General features: G+C 63.0%; 11 protein-coding genes, 2 tRNA genes and 2 pseudogenes. 5 read left to right on the top strand and 10 right to left on the bottom strand.

The genetic code is table 11. The annotated features are described in order from the left end of the window. The first annotated feature begins 263 nt into the window (after positions 1-263). Positions 264-3,725, top strand: coding sequence for a chromosome segregation SMC family protein (locus BN1800_RS12470; protein WP_086997860.1), 3,462 nt, complete (start codon positions 264-266; stop codon positions 3,723-3,725). 403 nt (positions 3,726-4,128) lie between these two features. Beyond that, on the top strand, positions 4,129-6,801 hold the full coding sequence (gene ppdK, locus BN1800_RS12465) for a pyruvate, phosphate dikinase (RefSeq protein ID WP_086997858.1): 2,673 nt from the start codon (positions 4,129-4,131) through the stop codon (positions 6,799-6,801). On the opposite strand, the gene BN1800_RS12460 is transcribed toward ppdK, so the two are convergent. Both BN1800_RS12460 and BN1800_RS12455 read right to left on the bottom strand, forming a co-directional pair. Then, complete coding sequence (locus BN1800_RS12460; RefSeq protein ID WP_037140672.1) at positions 6,789-7,058, bottom strand: hypothetical protein; 270 nt, start codon at positions 7,056-7,058, stop codon at positions 6,789-6,791. The two genes, ppdK and BN1800_RS12460, sit on opposite strands and share 13 nt — an antisense overlap. Before the next feature lie 87 nt (positions 7,059-7,145). Beyond that, positions 7,146-7,535, bottom strand: coding sequence for a hypothetical protein (locus BN1800_RS12455; protein WP_027507674.1), 390 nt, complete (start codon positions 7,533-7,535; stop codon positions 7,146-7,148). A gap of 221 nt (positions 7,536-7,756) precedes the next feature. Between BN1800_RS12455 and BN1800_RS12450 the strand changes: the two genes are divergently transcribed. Beyond that, on the top strand, positions 7,757-8,662 hold the full coding sequence (locus BN1800_RS12450) for a DUF1499 domain-containing protein (RefSeq protein ID WP_086997855.1): 906 nt from the start codon (positions 7,757-7,759) through the stop codon (positions 8,660-8,662). Positions 8,663-8,671: 9 nt separating this feature from the next. On the opposite strand, the pseudogene BN1800_RS42330 reads toward BN1800_RS12450, so the two are convergent. The 4 genes and pseudogenes from BN1800_RS42330 to BN1800_RS12430 all read right to left on the bottom strand — a co-directional run. After that, positions 8,672-8,856 (bottom strand): annotated as a pseudogene (locus tag BN1800_RS42330) (DUF4166 domain-containing protein); the annotation flags it as partial. 151 nt (positions 8,857-9,007) lie between these two features. Further along, positions 9,008-9,294, bottom strand: a pseudogene (locus BN1800_RS12440) (thiol-disulfide oxidoreductase DCC family protein); the annotation flags it as partial. Next, positions 9,281-10,213 (bottom strand): MBL fold metallo-hydrolase, encoded by a 933-nt coding sequence (locus tag BN1800_RS12435; protein WP_027507671.1) that lies wholly within the window; start codon positions 10,211-10,213, stop codon positions 9,281-9,283. The pseudogene BN1800_RS12440 and the gene BN1800_RS12435, both read right to left, overlap by 14 nt. A gap of 3 nt (positions 10,214-10,216) precedes the next feature. Then, positions 10,217-10,513, bottom strand: a complete 297-nt coding sequence (locus BN1800_RS12430; protein ID WP_027507670.1) for a cupin domain-containing protein — start codon at positions 10,511-10,513, stop codon at positions 10,217-10,219. A gap of 159 nt (positions 10,514-10,672) precedes the next feature. On the opposite strand from BN1800_RS12430, the gene BN1800_RS12425 reads away from it, so the two are divergent. Further along, a tRNA-Gln gene (locus tag BN1800_RS12425) sits at positions 10,673-10,747 on the top strand. A gap of 297 nt (positions 10,748-11,044) precedes the next feature. Here the strand turns inward: BN1800_RS12425 and BN1800_RS12420 are convergent. Beyond that, entirely contained in the window at positions 11,045-11,446 is a 402-nt protein-coding gene (locus BN1800_RS12420) for a hypothetical protein (protein WP_027507669.1), read from the bottom strand. Between the two features lie 269 nt (positions 11,447-11,715). On the opposite strand from BN1800_RS12420, the gene BN1800_RS12415 reads away from it, so the two are divergent. Then, positions 11,716-11,792: transfer RNA gene (locus BN1800_RS12415), tRNA-Pro, on the top strand. A gap of 137 nt (positions 11,793-11,929) precedes the next feature. Here BN1800_RS12415 and cysN read toward each other — a convergent pair. The 3 genes from cysN to BN1800_RS12400 are packed head-to-tail and all read right to left on the bottom strand — an operon-like array spanning position 11,930 to position 15,169. Next, on the bottom strand, positions 11,930-13,414 hold the full coding sequence (gene cysN / locus BN1800_RS12410; RefSeq protein WP_086997851.1) for a sulfate adenylyltransferase subunit CysN: 1,485 nt from the start codon (positions 13,412-13,414) through the stop codon (positions 11,930-11,932). Position 13,415: 1 nt separating this feature from the next. Next, positions 13,416-14,369 carry a sulfate adenylyltransferase subunit CysD gene (cysD, locus tag BN1800_RS12405; RefSeq protein WP_086997848.1) on the bottom strand — a complete coding sequence of 318 codons (954 nt, stop codon included), beginning with the start codon at positions 14,367-14,369 and terminating at the stop codon, positions 13,416-13,418. A 59-nt stretch (positions 14,370-14,428) separates the two neighbouring features. After that, entirely contained in the window at positions 14,429-15,169 is a 741-nt protein-coding gene (locus BN1800_RS12400) for a phosphoadenylyl-sulfate reductase (RefSeq protein WP_086997845.1), read from the bottom strand. Positions 15,170-15,258 lie beyond the last annotated feature (89 nt).

The following is a 15,258-nucleotide window of genomic DNA, read 5'->3' as shown; positions in this document are numbered from 1 at the left end:
TACCGTTTGGCGATGACGGGCGCTGGCCGTGGCTGTCCGCCTGTTTTTCGTTTCAAGGCTTGGCGCGAGCACCCCCCTCTGTCCTGCTGGACATCTCCCCCACAAGGGGGGAGATCGGATGGGGCAGCTTTTCCGCCCGTCACAAGTGTTTTAGCCGATGGCCCGGTTGTTTGGGGAAGCCGCCGCCTCCCGCCAATGGGAGAGATGCCCGGCAGGGCAGAGGGAGGTATCAAACCCTCCGCCGCTTCTTCCGGAGCCCTCGCATGAAGTTCAACAAGCTCCGCGTCATCGGCTTCAAATCCTTCGTCGAGCCGACGGAATTCATCATCGAGCGGGGCCTCACCGGCGTTGTCGGGCCTAACGGCTGCGGCAAGTCCAATCTTGTCGAGGCATTGCGCTGGGTGATGGGCGAGAACTCGTACAAGAACATGCGCGCCTCCGGCATGGACGACGTGATCTTCTCCGGTTCGGGAAACCGCCCGGCGCGCAACACGGCCGAAGTCGCGCTCTATCTCGACAACAGCGAGCGCACGGCGCCTGCCTCCTTCAACGACAGCGACGAAATTCAGGTGACCCGCCGCATCGAGCGCGAGCAGGGTTCGATCTATCGAATTAATGGCAAGGAAAGCCGTGCTAAGGACGTGCAGCTCCTGTTCGCTGATGCCTCGACCGGCGCGCGTTCACCGTCGATGGTTGGCCAGGGGCGGATCGGCGAGCTGATTTCGGCCAAACCGCAGGCCCGCCGTCAGTTGCTGGAAGAGGCGGCCGGCATTTCCGGCCTGCATTCCCGCCGTCACGAGGCAGAGCTGCGGCTTCGCGCCGCCGAAGGCAACCTCGAACGCCTCGATGACGTGACCTCGCAACTCGAAGGCCAGATCGAGAGCCTGAAGCGCCAGGCACGCCAGGCGAATCGCTTCAAGACGCTGTCCGCCGAAATCCGCGCGCGTGAAGCGACACTCCTGCATATCCGCTGGGTGCAGGCGAAGGAGGCGGAAGCCGAGGCCGATAGCGCCCTCAACAAGGCGACCATCGTCGTTGCGGAAAAGGCCCAGATCCAGATGGAGGCGGCAAAGGCCCAAGGCGTCGCCAGCCTGAAGCTGCCGGAGCTGCGCGAGAGCGAGGCGCGTGCCGCTGCCGCCCTCCAGCGGCTGCAGATCGCCAAGACCCAGCTCGAGGATGACGCGAACCGTATCCTGCGCCGCCGCGACGAGCTGACCCGCCGCTTGGCGCAGCTTGCCGAGGACATTCAGCGCGAGGAGCGGCTGGTCTCGGACAATGCCGCAATCCTAGCGCGCCTCGACGCAGAGGACGCGGATATTACGGAAATACTGGCGGATTCCGGACGCCATGCCGGCGAGTTGCGCGAAGCTTTCGAAGGTGCGGCGGCAAAGCTTGCCGACAGTGAGCACGTTTTCGCGGCACTGACCGCCGAGCGCGCCGAGGCCGCGGCCGGACGCCATCAGCTGGAACGCGCGATCCGCGATCTCGCCGACCGCAAGATGCGCCTCGAACGGCAGCTGGACGAGGCAAGCCGCGAGTTCTCCAGCGTGACCGAAAAGATCGCTGCGCTGCCCGATCCCGATGAAAAGCGAGCAGTTGTCCAAGCTGCGGAGATCGCCGTCGCGGAAGCCGAAACGGTGATTCAGGCGGTCGAACAGGCGCTCGCAGCAGCCCGCGAGACCGAAGCGCTTTCCCGCGGGCCGGTCGAGGAGGCGCGCTCGAAGCTGAATGCCCTGGAAACTGAAGCTCGCACCATCTCGCGCATGCTTGCCGCAGGTGCGGCGGCGGGGGAATTTCCATCCGTTGCCGATGAGCTCCGTGTCGATCGAGGCTTCGAAACGGCGTTGGGTGCTGCACTCGGCGACGATCTGGAATCGCCTCTCGACCCGAGGGCGCCGGCCCACTGGTCGGGAAATGGCGACGGCGCGTCTGACCCCGCGCTGCCGGTGGGTGCCGAGCCCTTGCGGAACCATGTCGGCGCGCCGGCTGCACTAACGCGCCGCTTGAAGCAGATCGGCCTCGTCGCCGATGCCGACGCCGCGCGGCTGATGAAGGAGCTGAAGCCCGGGCAACGGCTGGTGACGAAGGACGGCGCCGTCTACCGCTGGGACGGCCATGTTACCGGCGCCGACGCCCCGAGCGCGGCTGCCCTGCGCCTCGCCCAGAAGAACCGTCTCGACGAGCTGGAAAGCGAAGTTTCACTTGCCCGCGACGTTCTAGCCGAAGCGGAAGAGCGGCTTGCAATGGCGACCGAGGCCATTCGCGGCGAGGAACGCAGGCTCAACGAAGCGCGGGACATGAGCCGCCTTTCGGCAAGGCACCTTGCCGAGGCACGCGACGCGCTGGCCGCTGCTGAACGCGCCGCTGGTGATCTCATCCGCCGCCGCGACGTGATCGCGGAAGCCGTCAGCCAGATCCAGTCGCAGCAGGAAGACTTCGCCGTTCAAGAAGAGAATGCGCGTATCGAGCTTGAGGACGCGCCGGATATCGTCGCGCTCGACGACCGGCTGCGCATTCAGCAGGCCGAGGTCGCAACCGATCGCGGCCTTGCGGCTGAAGCTCGTGCTCGCCATGAAAGCCTGAACCGCGAAAACGAGGCCCGCCAGCGCCGCATCGTGGCGATTGGCCAGGAGCGGGAGACCTGGCGCCAGCGCGCCGCAAGCGCCGAAGAGCACATAGCGACCCTGCGCGACCGCGAGGAGGAGGCCCGCGAAGAAGCCGTCGAACTCGAAATGGCGCCTGATGAGTTCGAAGACAAGCGCCATGCGCTGCTGAACGAACTGCAGAAAGCAGAAGCTGCACGCCGGGGGGCTGCAGATCTTCTGGCTGCCGCCGAACTCGTGCAGCGCGAAGCCGATCACAAGGCTGCCACCGCCCTTTCCGAACTCGCAGAAAGCCGAGAGCGTCGCGGCCGCGCCGAAGAGCGCCTCGTCTCGGCGCGCGAAAAGCGGCAGGAGAGCGAGAGCCGCATTCGGGAAGCGCTCGATGTTCCGCCGCACGAGGCGTTCCGCCTGACGGGCCTGCAGGCCATGCAGACCGTTCCAGACCTGCGCGAGGTCGAGCGCGAGCTGGAGCGGCTGAAGATGGAGCGCGAGCGCCTTGGGGCCGTGAATCTCCGCGCCGAGGAAGAGCAGAAGGAGCTCACCGAAAAGTTGGAAGCGCTGATCAGGGAGCGCGACGACGTCATTGATGCCATCCGCAAGCTCCGCGGTGCGATCCAGAGCCTCAACCGCGAAGGCCGCGAACGCTTGATCGCCGCTTTCGATGTCGTCAACGGCCAGTTCCAGCGCCTTTTCACCCACCTCTTCGGCGGCGGTACGGCGGAGCTGCAACTGATCGAATCCGACGATCCACTGGAAGCGGGCCTCGAAATCCTCGCGCGCCCCCCCGGCAAGAAACCGCAGACGATGACGCTGCTTTCCGGCGGCGAGCAGGCGCTGACCGCCATGGCTCTGATCTTCGCCGTCTTCCTCACCAATCCGGCGCCGATCTGCGTGCTCGACGAAGTGGACGCGCCGCTCGACGACCACAATGTCGAGCGCTATTGCAACCTGATGGATGAAATGGCCGCATCGACCGAGACCCGATTCGTGATCATCACTCACAATCCGATCACCATGGCACGCATGAATCGACTTTTTGGTGTAACGATGGCGGAGCAGGGCGTATCGCAGCTTGTTTCCGTCGACCTGCAAACTGCCGAACGCCTTCGCGAAACAGCTTGAAAAATAAGCGCTTTCATAAATACCCAAAAAAGGTCAGGTCGCAAAGGACGCGTTAACCCAATTGGGTGATGCACAATTTGCGGAATTGAATTAGAAGTTGTTTCCATGCGGCGGGCCTGAGGGTCGGCTATGCGCATGTTGGATTTGCCGGGTATAATGTTGGACGAGGGTGGTCCGATTGACCCGGTTTAGCGTACCCCCCGTCCAGTTTCCTGGCTGGACGGAAATAAGGCTTTGCGGGACGGTTGTTGCAGTCCCGCAAAGCTTTTTTTCTTCCCTCCTCCATTCAAACGGTTCGAAACTGTGCGCATCCATTGTGCGGTGCAACATTTCGCCGTATTTGTCGATTTTCATTTCAGGACCAAGGGAATAAGCTGGTCCTGATTTTGATATCGGGGGGAAGATGACCAAACTGGTCTATACGTTCGGCAACGGGCAGGCGGAAGGTCGCGCACGGGACCATGACGTTTTGGGCGGCAAGGGCGCCAATCTGGCCGAGATGTGCAGCCTGGGCCTGCCAGTGCCGCCGGGCTTCACCATCGTCGCCGATGCCTGCGCCGCTTATTACGAGCTTGGCAAGCGGATCAATGCCGTCCTGAAGGACGAGATCCGCCGCGGACTGGAGACGATCGAGAAAGCGACCGGCCGGCAGTTCGGCGCAAAAGACCGGCCGCTGCTCTTGTCCGTCCGCTCCGGTGCCCGCGTTTCCATGCCGGGCATGATGGATACGGTTCTCAATCTCGGCCTCAACGACGAAACCGTGCAGGCGCTTGGACATGACGCGGGCGACGCGCGGTTCGCCTGGGACAGCTACCGCCGCTTCATCCAGATGTATGCGGATGTCGTCATGGGCCTCGATCACGAGATTTTCGAGGAAATTCTGGAGGACGAAAAGGCCCGTCTCGGCCATGAGTTCGAGACCGAGCTGGCTGCCACTGACTGGCAGCATGTCGTTTCGCTATATAAGGAATTGATCGAGGAGGAGCTCGGTGAGGAGTTCCCGCAGGATCCCGAGGAGCAGCTCTGGGGTGCCATCGGCGGCGTCTTCGCAAGCTGGATGAGCGCACGCGCCGTCACCTATCGCCAGCTCCACAACATTCCGGGAGCCTGGGGTACGGCCGTCAACGTCCAGGCCATGGTCTTCGGCAATCTCGGCAATGCCTCGGCAACCGGCGTTGCTTTCACGCGCAACCCGTCGACCGGCGAGAAGTCCCTCTACGGCGAATTCCTTGTGAATGCGCAGGGCGAAGATGTGGTTGCCGGTATCCGCACGCCCCAAAGCATCACCGAGGAGGGCCGAATCAACTCCGGCTCCGAGCGCCCGTCGCTGGAAAAGCTAATGCCGGAGGCTTTCGAGGAACTCACCCGCATTTGCACCAAGCTCGAAGCGCATTATCGCGACATGCAGGACATCGAATTCACCATCGAGCGCGGCACGCTCTGGATGCTGCAGACGCGCTCCGGCAAACGCTCGACAAAGGCGGCGATGAAGATCGCCGTCGATATGGTGGACGAAAAGCTGATCACCGAAGAGCAGGCGGTGATGCGCATCGAGCCGTCGACGCTCGACCAGCTTCTGCACCCGACGATCGACCCGCGCGTCGACCGCCAAGTGATCGGCACCGGATTGCCGGCTTCACCGGGGGCGGCGACCGGCGCGATCGTCTTTACCGCCGAAGAGGCCGTCGTGGCGGAGGAGGAGGGCCGCAAGGTCATTCTGCTCCGCGTCGAAACCAGCCCGGAGGATATCCACGGCATGCATGCCGCAGAAGGCATCCTCACCACGCGCGGCGGCATGACCAGCCACGCGGCAGTGGTCGCCCGCGGCATGGGCATCCCCTGCGTGGTCGGTGCCGGAACCATGCGCATCGATCTGCGCAACGAGCGCCTCATCGGCGTCGGCGTGACGCTGAAGAAGGGCGACATCATCACCATCGACGGCTCGGCCGGGCAGGTGCTGAAGGGCGAGGTGCCGATGATCCAGCCGGAGCTTTCAGGCGATTTCGGCCGCATCATGAGCTGGGCCGACAGGGCCCGTCGCATGGCCGTGCGTACCAATGCCGATACCCCCGCCGACGCACGCGCTGCGCGTGCCTTCGGCGCCGAAGGGATCGGCCTCTGCCGCACCGAGCACATGTTCTTCGAAGGCGAGCGCATCCATGCCATGCGCGAGATGATCCTCGCCGAAAACGAGGAGGGAAGACGTGCGGCGCTCGACAAGCTGCTGCCGATGCAGCGGCTGGATTTCACAGGCCTCTTCAGCGTCATGCACGGTCTCCCGGTCACGATCCGCCTGCTCGACCCGCCGCTCCACGAATTCCTGCCGAAAACCGAGGAAGAGATCGCGGATGTCGCCGCCGCCATGGGCATGGAGGCTGCCTCACTTCGCCAGCGCGTCGACGCGCTGCACGAATTCAACCCGATGCTCGGCCACCGCGGCTGCCGGCTTGCCATTTCCCATCCCGAAATCGTCGAGATGCAAGCGCGCGCCATCTTCGAGGCGGCCGTTGCAGCCGCCCAGGAAACGGGTGCGCCTGTCGTGCCGGAAATCATGGTGCCGCTCGTCGGCCTGCGTTCGGAATTGGATTACGTCAAGGAACGGATCGACGCGATCGCCAGGGATGTGATGGCAGAAGCGGCCATGACGATCGATTATCTTGTCGGTACCATGATCGAGCTGCCGCGTGCGGCCCTTCGTGCGCACAAGATCGCTGAGGCGGCCGAATTCTTCTCCTTCGGCACCAACGACCTGACGCAGACGACCTTTGGCATCTCGCGCGACGACGCCTCTGCCTTCATCCCGACCTACCAGCGCAAAGGCATCATCGAGCACGATCCCTTCATCTCGCTGGATTTCGATGGCGTCGGCGAGCTGATCAGCATCGCTGCCGAGCGCGGCAGGCGCACGCGCAACGACATGAAGCTCGGCATCTGCGGCGAACATGGCGGCGATCCGGCCTCGATCCATTTCTGTGAGGAGATCGGCCTCGATTATGTATCCTGTTCTCCGTTCCGCGTACCGATTGCGCGGCTGGCGGCGGCGCAGGCGGTCATAGGTGCTGCTCAGCGGCGGTAATAGCGCGGATAGTAGATCGGCCGGGTGAAATCGTCGAAGTTCTCGTCCGCCTGCAGGCGAAATGCTCGCGCGTCGGCGCGCCTGTCGAGATCGATGCGCTGCAGGCAGGTGGCAAAGGCATTGGTGCCGCGCTTGAAGCCGTAGCCGAGGCACTGCCGCTCGTCGGCAGCCCGCCGTTCTTCCGGCGTGAGGCTCTGGCAGGCCGAAAGGCCGATGGCGATTGCGGCGAGGGGCAGGGAAAGAGCGGAAAGACGCATAGCACATTCTCCGATGCATGAGCCGGTCGCCAGACAAGAGGCGATTTGCCGGCTCACGTCAACAAACATCGAAGAACGCGGTTGAGATCAGATTCGTTCCAGCACTTCGATGAAGGCATCGGCGAACTGCACGAGATGTTCTGTCTCCTCATCCGGCGCCTGCACGCGGATTTCGGAGCCATCGCGATCAAGAACGGCAAGCACGACACGCATTTCGGAACTCACCGAAGGGATGCGCAAAACGGCGAGGCGCCGGCAATCCTCGATCAGCCCGGCTGCCGGAAGATCGAACAGGAATTCGCCATTTGCATTGGCGGCAGCTGCGCGCACCGCCTCGCAGAAGCCTTCTTCCCCGCCGTCATAGCCTTCGAGCGAAAGCTCGAGCTCGAGAAGCTCCATCGGCAGGAAGGCCTCGGATGGATCGCTTGCGCCAAGCGATGATACTTGCGGTCTTTCGGGTGTTTCCGATGAAAGCATCGCGTTACTCCTGATCCGTCCTGTTGTCCACAAATCCGCTGGAGCTGTCTTTTTAGTGACATATCAGATGTCGCTTATGAAAGCCATAACAGCCTTTTGGTGGATTGCGGCCCTTGCGCGGAGACAACAGTTTCAATTTAGGCGAATCTTGCCATAAACAAGTGTGGGCGCTTATTGCGCCCTCGCAGGCGGTATGCGCCTGCGCATAACTGGTAAGTTTGATGGCCATCCGCTTTGACCGCCCCGTTTCCAATTCGGCCCGCTTCGCGCGGCGCTTCGGGGCGTTTGCGTTCGTCCTTTGGGTCGCGGTGCTCGTCGCCCATCGCTTCGGCGGGCTCGCCACGCCCTATCTCGTGCTACTGCTTCTCGTTTCCATCGGCTTTGCCATGCTGGCCGCCCTGCTTGCGGCCGTCGGCCTCAGAAGCCTCTGGGTGCGAGGAGCCGAAGCCGGCCTCGATGCGCTGAAAGCGCTGATCTTTGCGATCCTTCCCTTGGGCTTCGGCGGATTTGCCGCTGAGCGCTATTTCACGCTGCCGGCGATCTACGACGTGTCGACGGACGTCGTTTCCGCGCCCGACTGGCTTTCGCCGCCACATGCCGATCAGATCTGGATGAAGCGCAATCCCGACGTCACGCCGCAAGAGCGCGAACAGCAGCTTGCCGCCTATCCGGAACTAACTGGCCGGCGTTATGAAGGCGCGATCGACCGGGTGCTCGAAGCCGTCAGGAAAGTGGCGAAGCTGGATGGCATCACGATCACCAGAAGTGCCGGCGAAGGCGAACCGGTCCGCGATCTCGAGGATGCGCCGGCAAGGCCAGCGCCTGATGGCAATGCTGTCGCCGAAGCGCCCGATCAGGTCCCCGTTCCCACGCCGCGGCCTTATGAGGACGATGTCGCAGAGCTCATCCGCAGCGCAAACGGCGTGACGCTGCAGGGTGAAGCCCGCACGCTTATCCTCGGCCTGCACTTCGACGTCGTCATCCGGCTGCGCGAAGAAGCCGAAACCACCTTCGTCGACATCCGCGTCGCCTCCCGCTACGGCCAGCACGACCTCGGCCTCAGCGCCGAAATCGCCGACCGCTATCTCGAAGCCCTCGATATGGAACTGCTGGGCATCGCGGGGTAAGAACAGGCCTCAGCCGCCTTCTTTCTCCAGCCATCCGGCATAGCGCACGATCAGCCCGGTAAGGGGTCCGCCGACTTCCACATGAAAATGGACCGGCCTTCGCGCTCCTCCTCGTAGGTATCGCCGCCGGGCGCCAGCACCAGAGGCAGGGGAATGCCGAAAAATCGCCAGCCGCGCACGACAAACCGCAGCCTGGCGCAGACCACGCCGACGTCAACGCGGCGGGCAACATACTCCTGGCTGGAACACGGCCATCGGCGGCGTCGGAGACTTCTCGCGGGAGCCGAGGACTCGAAAGGGCGGCCTAAAGCCGCCCCTGAAAATCCTCGTCCTTCACGGCGGGGAAGATGTTAAGCGGATCGAACCCTCGGATTTGAAATGCGGGCGGCCGTCTTCGATCAGGATGTTCGTCTCGTAGTCCCGCTCGTCCAGGTCGTAGTGGCGGTAAAGTGCTGCGCCGAGCGCTGATTGCGCAGCGAGGAAGCAGTAGCGTTGCGCCTGTCATGCTTCAGCGCAACTTTCACCCCGCCGGAACAGAAGACGCATTCGCCGTCGAAGATGATGAGCGGCTTGTCGTCCGGAAAGGCCGGAACAGCCGCATCGTGCCAATAGCTGTAGTCATTTCGGTTCATCGTCCGCCCCAGCCACCAGTTGATACCCCCCGAAGAGCGAAGGCGGTCCGTCCGTCTGCACGATCCCGCGTTCCACCAGGTCCTCGAGATGCGCGAAGACGGAGAGTGCTGCCGCGCCGTGCAGCCTTGGGTCGGTGTCGCGGTAGATCACCCTCACCATGTCGGGAACCAGCCGGTCGCCGGCTTTGATGCGCTCCATCACCGCGCGCTCGCGCATGCGGCGGTGCGTCTTCAGCGCCCGCATGAAGGAGACGGGGCGTTTCACCGGCCCGCCATGGCCCGGGAAAAGCAGGTGGTCGCGGCGCGAAATCAGTTTGTCGAGCGAGGCCATGTAGTCGGCCATCGAACCGTCCGGCGGCGCCACGATGGACGTCGCCCAGGCCATGACGTGGTCGCCGGAAAAGAGGATGCCGGTGCCGTCGAGCGAAAAGGCCGCGTGGTTTGCGGCGTGCCCGGGTGTCAGCACCGCCGTCAGCGCCCAGCCGTCCTCCTCGATGGTCTCGCCGTCGCCGATTGCGATATCCGGCACGAAATGCGTATCGGAGCTTTCGGCAAAGGGATTCACCTCGCCGTCATGGAGCGGCCGCGCTGCCCTGTGCGGTCCTTCGCCGACGGTAACGGCGCCGGTCTCCCGCTTTAGCCGTGCGGCAAGCGGCGAGTGGTCGCGATGTGTATGGGTGATGACAATATGCGTGACCGCCCGGCCCTTGAGCGCCTTAATCAGCGCCTCAAAATGCGCCTCGTTCTCCGGCCCCGGATCGATGACCGCGACGGACGAGGTTCCGAGGATATAGCTGTTCGTGCCGTGGAAGGTGAAGGGGCTCGGATTGTTGGCCGTGACGCGCTGGACCCCCGGCGCCACATCCACCGCGCGGCCATAGTGAGGCTCGAAGGCAAGATCGAATGTCGGGCTCGGCATGGCTTACTTGTATTCTATCTCGATGAAGGACATCGGCTCGCTTCCGGCATTGACGACATTGTGCTCTACGCCCGCCTCGCGCCGGTAGGCGGCACCGTTGGCGATGTCGACGCGCCGGCTGCCGTCCGCATCCTCGAGCAGAAATTTGCAATCGGTCATCGGCACGACGACATAGCCGAAGCCGTGGGTATGCACGCCAGTATCCGCACCCGGCTCGAAATCCCAGCGCGTGATGCGCACCACGGCATCGTCGAGAAGGAGCGTGGCAACTGCAGGCGGGCGGGCACGGTACTGGCTCATCATCTCTCCTGAGACTATGGCGGGGCGGGACAAGACCTAGCACGGCGCCGGAAGAAGCGCACAGAAATATGCCGTAAGCGCAAGTTAGTGATTGTGAGGCAGCCGGACCTTTGCTAATCAGGCCTCGCTTCGGCAAGCGGGTTTCCGCTCTCAAGCTGGTGGGGCGTCGCCAAGCGGTAAGGCACCGGTTTTTGGTACCGGCATTCCCAGGTTCGAATCCTGGCGCCCCAGCCACTGCTTTATTTTCGTTTGTAATCACTCACTTAGGCGGATTGAAAAAATCGCTTCCGGAACACTTTTCCGGCTGACGGAACCGGCCCAAGGCAGCCTCGGTTTGATAGCGACGCAGCAAGCTGACGTTAGAGAAAACGAGACGCGGTAAAAGAAGACCCTTTTTATCTGCTCTGGCGGCTTCGAAATATCCGCCGCGAGACATAGGAGGCTGCTTTTGATCCCGGTGGCCTAAAAGGACAGGCGGCCGAGAGGCCGCCTGTCGCTAGACACCAATGCCTGTCACATCACTGTCCTTTACTATGCCGGTGCCAGAAACTCCGCGCAATATGACTTGCTTTTTTCGCCGGGGATGTCGCCAACGGTGCGGATGCTGCGGATGGTATAGCTGGAATCGGTGATGACTTCGGCCTGGCAGCGTAGATAGAGCGTGCGGGTCGCCGCGATCTGCTTGCCGCGCTTGCCGTTTTCGCCTTCGGCATATTTCGCCGGGACGCGGACCCTCTTGTAGCCGCCCTTCCAAGTGTAGACGGTGGCCGAGCCGTTTTCGGTGTCGGCGATCGGCGGACCGTAGGCGGCGAAGAACTTGCCGGCCGACTGGCCGACCCAGCGTGCGGAAATCGGATCGCCTGCAGAAGGAATGGTCGTGCAGCCGGCAAGCGCAATGGCAAGCCCGGCCGCGGCAATGGTGCGGAGTTTCATCTAATCGTCCCTGAATTTGTCGCGCATTCGACGGCGGGAATCGCTGTCAGCCAACGGTTTCCGCTTGTCCCGAAAGCCCCTTAGCGCGGAACCCTGCAAAAGAAAATTGCCCCGCCTTCGCGATTGCGAAATTTGCCGCGACTGTGGCTTTTTGTTGACGTTTTGGGCCGCGCGCGGCCCTGTCACGCCTCTGTCAGAAAATGCGGCCGGTTTTGAAATTTGGTGCTTGCGCAATAAGATGGGCCGGTCTATAGAGGCGCCGCTGGTCACGGAGTGTAGCGCAGTCTGGTAGCGCACCACGTTCGGGACGTGGGGGTCGAGTGTTCGAATCACTCCACTCCGACCAGCCGATTTTTCCCGACTTTCCCTGATCCCGCACGAGTATTTGCGCCGCACACTGCGCGCAGCCATCTGTTTGCGCCAGGATGCGTAGTGCGCCTCGACACGGCAAGAAAAAGGGGCCCTCCGGCCCCATCTTCAGTCTCAGATATCGCTTGCGGCGTTCTTCCAGAGTTCCGCCGCTTCCGCAGCGGTCATCCGGTGTACGTGCGCCTCGTCGCGGCGGTTGGCGAAGACTTCACTCGCCATGATCTGCTCGGCGAGGTCGGCGGGCAGCGAGAGGATGACGCGCGCGTCGCCGGCGTGGAGGCCGCCGAGTTCCGAGCGCTTGCCGGTTATCATGCCGCCGGCCACCGTGTTGTTGGTATCGGGGTCGATGAGAATGAAGGCGCCGGAGGAGCGATTCTGCTCGTAGGGATCGAAGATCGCCGCTTCGTCGAAGGCAAGGCGCACCTTGCCGATCGCATTCATGTAAAGCCGCTCGGCCGAGTTCCAGGCGCCGGTCTTCAGCTCCAACTGGCTGACCGGCTGAACCTGGACGCGCTGGCGGCGGCTGCCGCTCTTCAGCCAGTAGCGCTTGCCGGCCTCGATGCCTTCGGGCTGCAGCGCCACGATTTGCGCGTCGAAGGCAAGTCCGACCTGCGGCTGGCTGTCGATCGAGACGATCATGTCGCCGCGCGCGACGTCCACCTGGCGGTCGAGCACGAGGGTGATTGCGTCGCCCGCGACGGCCGCGTTGCGCACGAGGTCGAAGGTGACGATCCTGGAGACATTGGCGACCATGCCGGACGGCAGGATCATGACGCTGTCGCCCGGCTTCACCGCGCCGCCGGCAACCGTGCCCTGATAGCCGCGGAAGCTTTCGCCGGGGCGCGAAACACGCTGCACCGAGAGGCGGAAGCCGACCGTCTGCGAAGAACGCACCGTGGCAAGCTCTAGCGTCTCGACCAGCGTCGGCCCCGTGTACCAGGGCATGGCGGCCTGGCCGGAATAGACGACGTTTTCGCCCTTCAGCGCCGACATCGGGATCGCTGCGATCTGCTTGACGCCGAGCGAGAGCGCAAATTCCTTGAAGTCATGCGTGATCTTCTCGAAGCCTGCGCGGTCGTAGCCGGTCAGGTCGATCTTGTTGACGGCGAGCACGAATTGCTTGATGCCGAGCAGGGAAGCGATGGTGGCGTGGCGACGCGTCTGCTCGAGAATTCCCATGCGGGCATCAACGAGCAGGATGGCGAGATCGGCGGTCGAGGCGCCGGTTGCCATGTTGCGGGTGTATTGTTCATGGCCGGGTGTGTCGGCGACGATGAAGGCGCGCTTGTCGGTCTGGAAATAGCGATAGGCGACGTCGATGGTGATGCCTTGTTCGCGCTCGGCCTGGAGGCCATCCAGCAGCAGTGCGAAGTCGGGCAGGCCGAGATCATTCTGCTTGCCGGTGGAATCGCGTTGGAGCGTCGCCGCCTGGTCTTCCTTGACGGCCTTGGTGTCCCAGAGCAGCCGGCCGATCAGCGTGGATTTGCCGTCGTCGACGCTGCCGCATGTGATGAGGCGCAACGGCCGCGTGTCGCGCGTGGCCTTCAGTGGCTCGGCGGCGGGTAGGGCGACGGCGGTTGCAGGTGCTGCTGCAGTCATCTCAGAAATATCCTTCACGCTTCTTCTTTTCCATGGAGCCGGACTGATCGCGGTCGATGGCGCGGCCCTGACGTTCGGAAACGGTTGCGATTTCCAACTCCGCTATGACATCTTCAAGGGTGGTGGCGGTGGAGCGGATAGCACCCGTCAGCGGGAAATCGCCGAGGGTGCGGAAGCGGATCATGTCTTCCTGGCGGGTTTCGCCGGGAAGCAGTTCCAGCCGCGCGTCTTCCGCGAGGATCATCATGCCGTCGCGCTCGACGTAAGGGCGCCTCTTCGCGTAGTAGAGCGGTACCAGCGGAATGTCTTCGGCCTGGATGTAGCGCCAGATATCGACTTCGGTCCAGTTGGAGAGCGGGAAGGCGCGCACGCTTTCGCCCTTGCGGATCTGGCCGTTGTAGATGTTCCAGAGTTCGGGGCGCTGGTTGCGCGGATCCCAGCGATGGTCCGGCGTGCGGAAGGAGTAGATGCGCTCCTTGGCGCGGCTGGCCTCCTCGTCGCGCCGTGCACCGCCGAAGGCGGCGTCGAACTGCCCGGCGTCGAGTGCCTGGCGCAGGCCTTCGGTCTTCATGATGTCGGTAAAGGTCGCAGAGCCATGGCTGAAGGGGGTGATGCCTTCGGCGGCGCCGCGCGGGTTGATGTGTTCGATCAGATCCAGATCGTACTTCTTCGCGGTCTCGTCGCGAAACGCGATCATCTCCTGGAATTTCCAGCCGGTGTTCACATGCAGCAGCGGGAAGGGGACACGGCCCGGATAGAAGGCCTTGCGGGCAAGATGCAGCAGAACCGACGAGTCCTTGCCGATCGAATAGAGCATCACCGGGCGCTCGAACTCGGCCGCAACCTCGCGGAAGATGTGGATGGACTCGTTTTCCAGAGCCTTCAGGTGCGGATCGAGCGGCGGCTTGGCGCTCTGCGGATTGTTGAGTTCCGTATCCGGACGGCTATTGGGCATTTCCTACTCCAGACTTTCGATCATTGGTGGGGAGGCATTTGCCCCTCACTCTTTCCAGACTATTGCGCTGCAACCGCCGTCGCCTCTTCGGCAACATGCAGGCCGCATTCGCGCTTTTCGTCCTGTTCCCACCACCAGCGCCCGGCACGTTCGGGCTCGCCGGGCTTGATGGCGCGCGTGCACGGCTCGCAGCCGATGGAAGGGTAGCCGCGGGCATGCAGCGGATTGACTGGCACGCTCTTGTCGGCGACGTAGGACTTGATTGTGTCGATATCCCAGTCGGCAAGCGGATTCATCTTCAGGAGATGCCGCTCGGCGTCATACTCCGCAAAAGGCGTTTCAGCGCGGTTGGCGGACTGGCCGCGGCGCAGCCCGGTGATCCAGATCGTTGCGCCTGCTAAGGCCCGCGCAAGCGGCTTCAGCTTGCGCACGCCACAACAGGCATGCCTGGCTTCGATGCTCTCATAAAAGCCGTTCATGCCGTATTTCGCCGCATAGGCATCGATATCGGCCTGCTCAGGCTCGTAGCGGGTAATGTGAATGTCGTACTGGCTTTCGGTTTCGGCGATCAGCGCCAGCGTCTCCGGGAAGAGGCGGCCGGTCTGCAGCGTCACCACGTCGATCGGCAGGCGATGATTGCCGATCTCGGCGGTGATCACCTGGTCTTCGATGCCAAGCGACGTCGTGAAGACGACTCTTACGCCAAGGCCGGCGACAAACGACAATCGTTCGGCCAGGCTCAGAGTCGCAAGTTTCGCGTTCAGCGTTTCCGCTTCTTCGATGATATTGACAACAGTCATGGGGAATCCTGTCCTCGATGTTGGCCGGAGTATCGCAGCTTGAGGACGGATCGCACAGAAAAACGGATTTCGAAAGCAGCGCATGCGGG

The sequence above is a fragment of the Rhizobium sullae genome (assembly GCF_900169785.1).
In the GTDB taxonomy this organism is placed as follows: domain Bacteria; phylum Pseudomonadota; class Alphaproteobacteria; order Rhizobiales; family Rhizobiaceae; genus Rhizobium; species Rhizobium sullae.
The sequence above is the reverse complement of the archived record's forward strand: the minus strand, read 5'-3'. Positions and strand labels throughout refer to the sequence as shown.

Coding starts and splice junctions, on each gene's coding strand:
- BN1800_RS12460 (WP_037140672.1), bottom strand. CDS start 7,058: ATGCGTCTTTCCGCTCTTTCCCTGCCCCTCGCCGCAATCGCCATCGGC.
- ppdK (WP_086997858.1), top strand. CDS start 4,129: ATGACCAAACTGGTCTATACGTTCGGCAACGGGCAGGCGGAAGGTCGC.
- BN1800_RS12470 (WP_086997860.1), top strand. CDS start 264: ATGAAGTTCAACAAGCTCCGCGTCATCGGCTTCAAATCCTTCGTCGAG.
- BN1800_RS12450 (WP_086997855.1), top strand. CDS start 7,757: ATGGCCATCCGCTTTGACCGCCCCGTTTCCAATTCGGCCCGCTTCGCG.
- cysD (WP_086997848.1), bottom strand. CDS start 14,369: ATGCCCAATAGCCGTCCGGATACGGAACTCAACAATCCGCAGAGCGCC.
- BN1800_RS12435 (WP_027507671.1), bottom strand. CDS start 10,213: ATGCCGAGCCCGACATTCGATCTTGCCTTCGAGCCTCACTATGGCCGC.
- BN1800_RS12455 (WP_027507674.1), bottom strand. CDS start 7,535: ATGCTTTCATCGGAAACACCCGAAAGACCGCAAGTATCATCGCTTGGC.
- BN1800_RS12420 (WP_027507669.1), bottom strand. CDS start 11,446: ATGAAACTCCGCACCATTGCCGCGGCCGGGCTTGCCATTGCGCTTGCC.
- BN1800_RS12400 (WP_086997845.1), bottom strand. CDS start 15,169: ATGACTGTTGTCAATATCATCGAAGAAGCGGAAACGCTGAACGCGAAA.
- cysN (WP_086997851.1), bottom strand. CDS start 13,414: ATGACTGCAGCAGCACCTGCAACCGCCGTCGCCCTACCCGCCGCCGAG.
- BN1800_RS12430 (WP_027507670.1), bottom strand. CDS start 10,513: ATGAGCCAGTACCGTGCCCGCCCGCCTGCAGTTGCCACGCTCCTTCTC.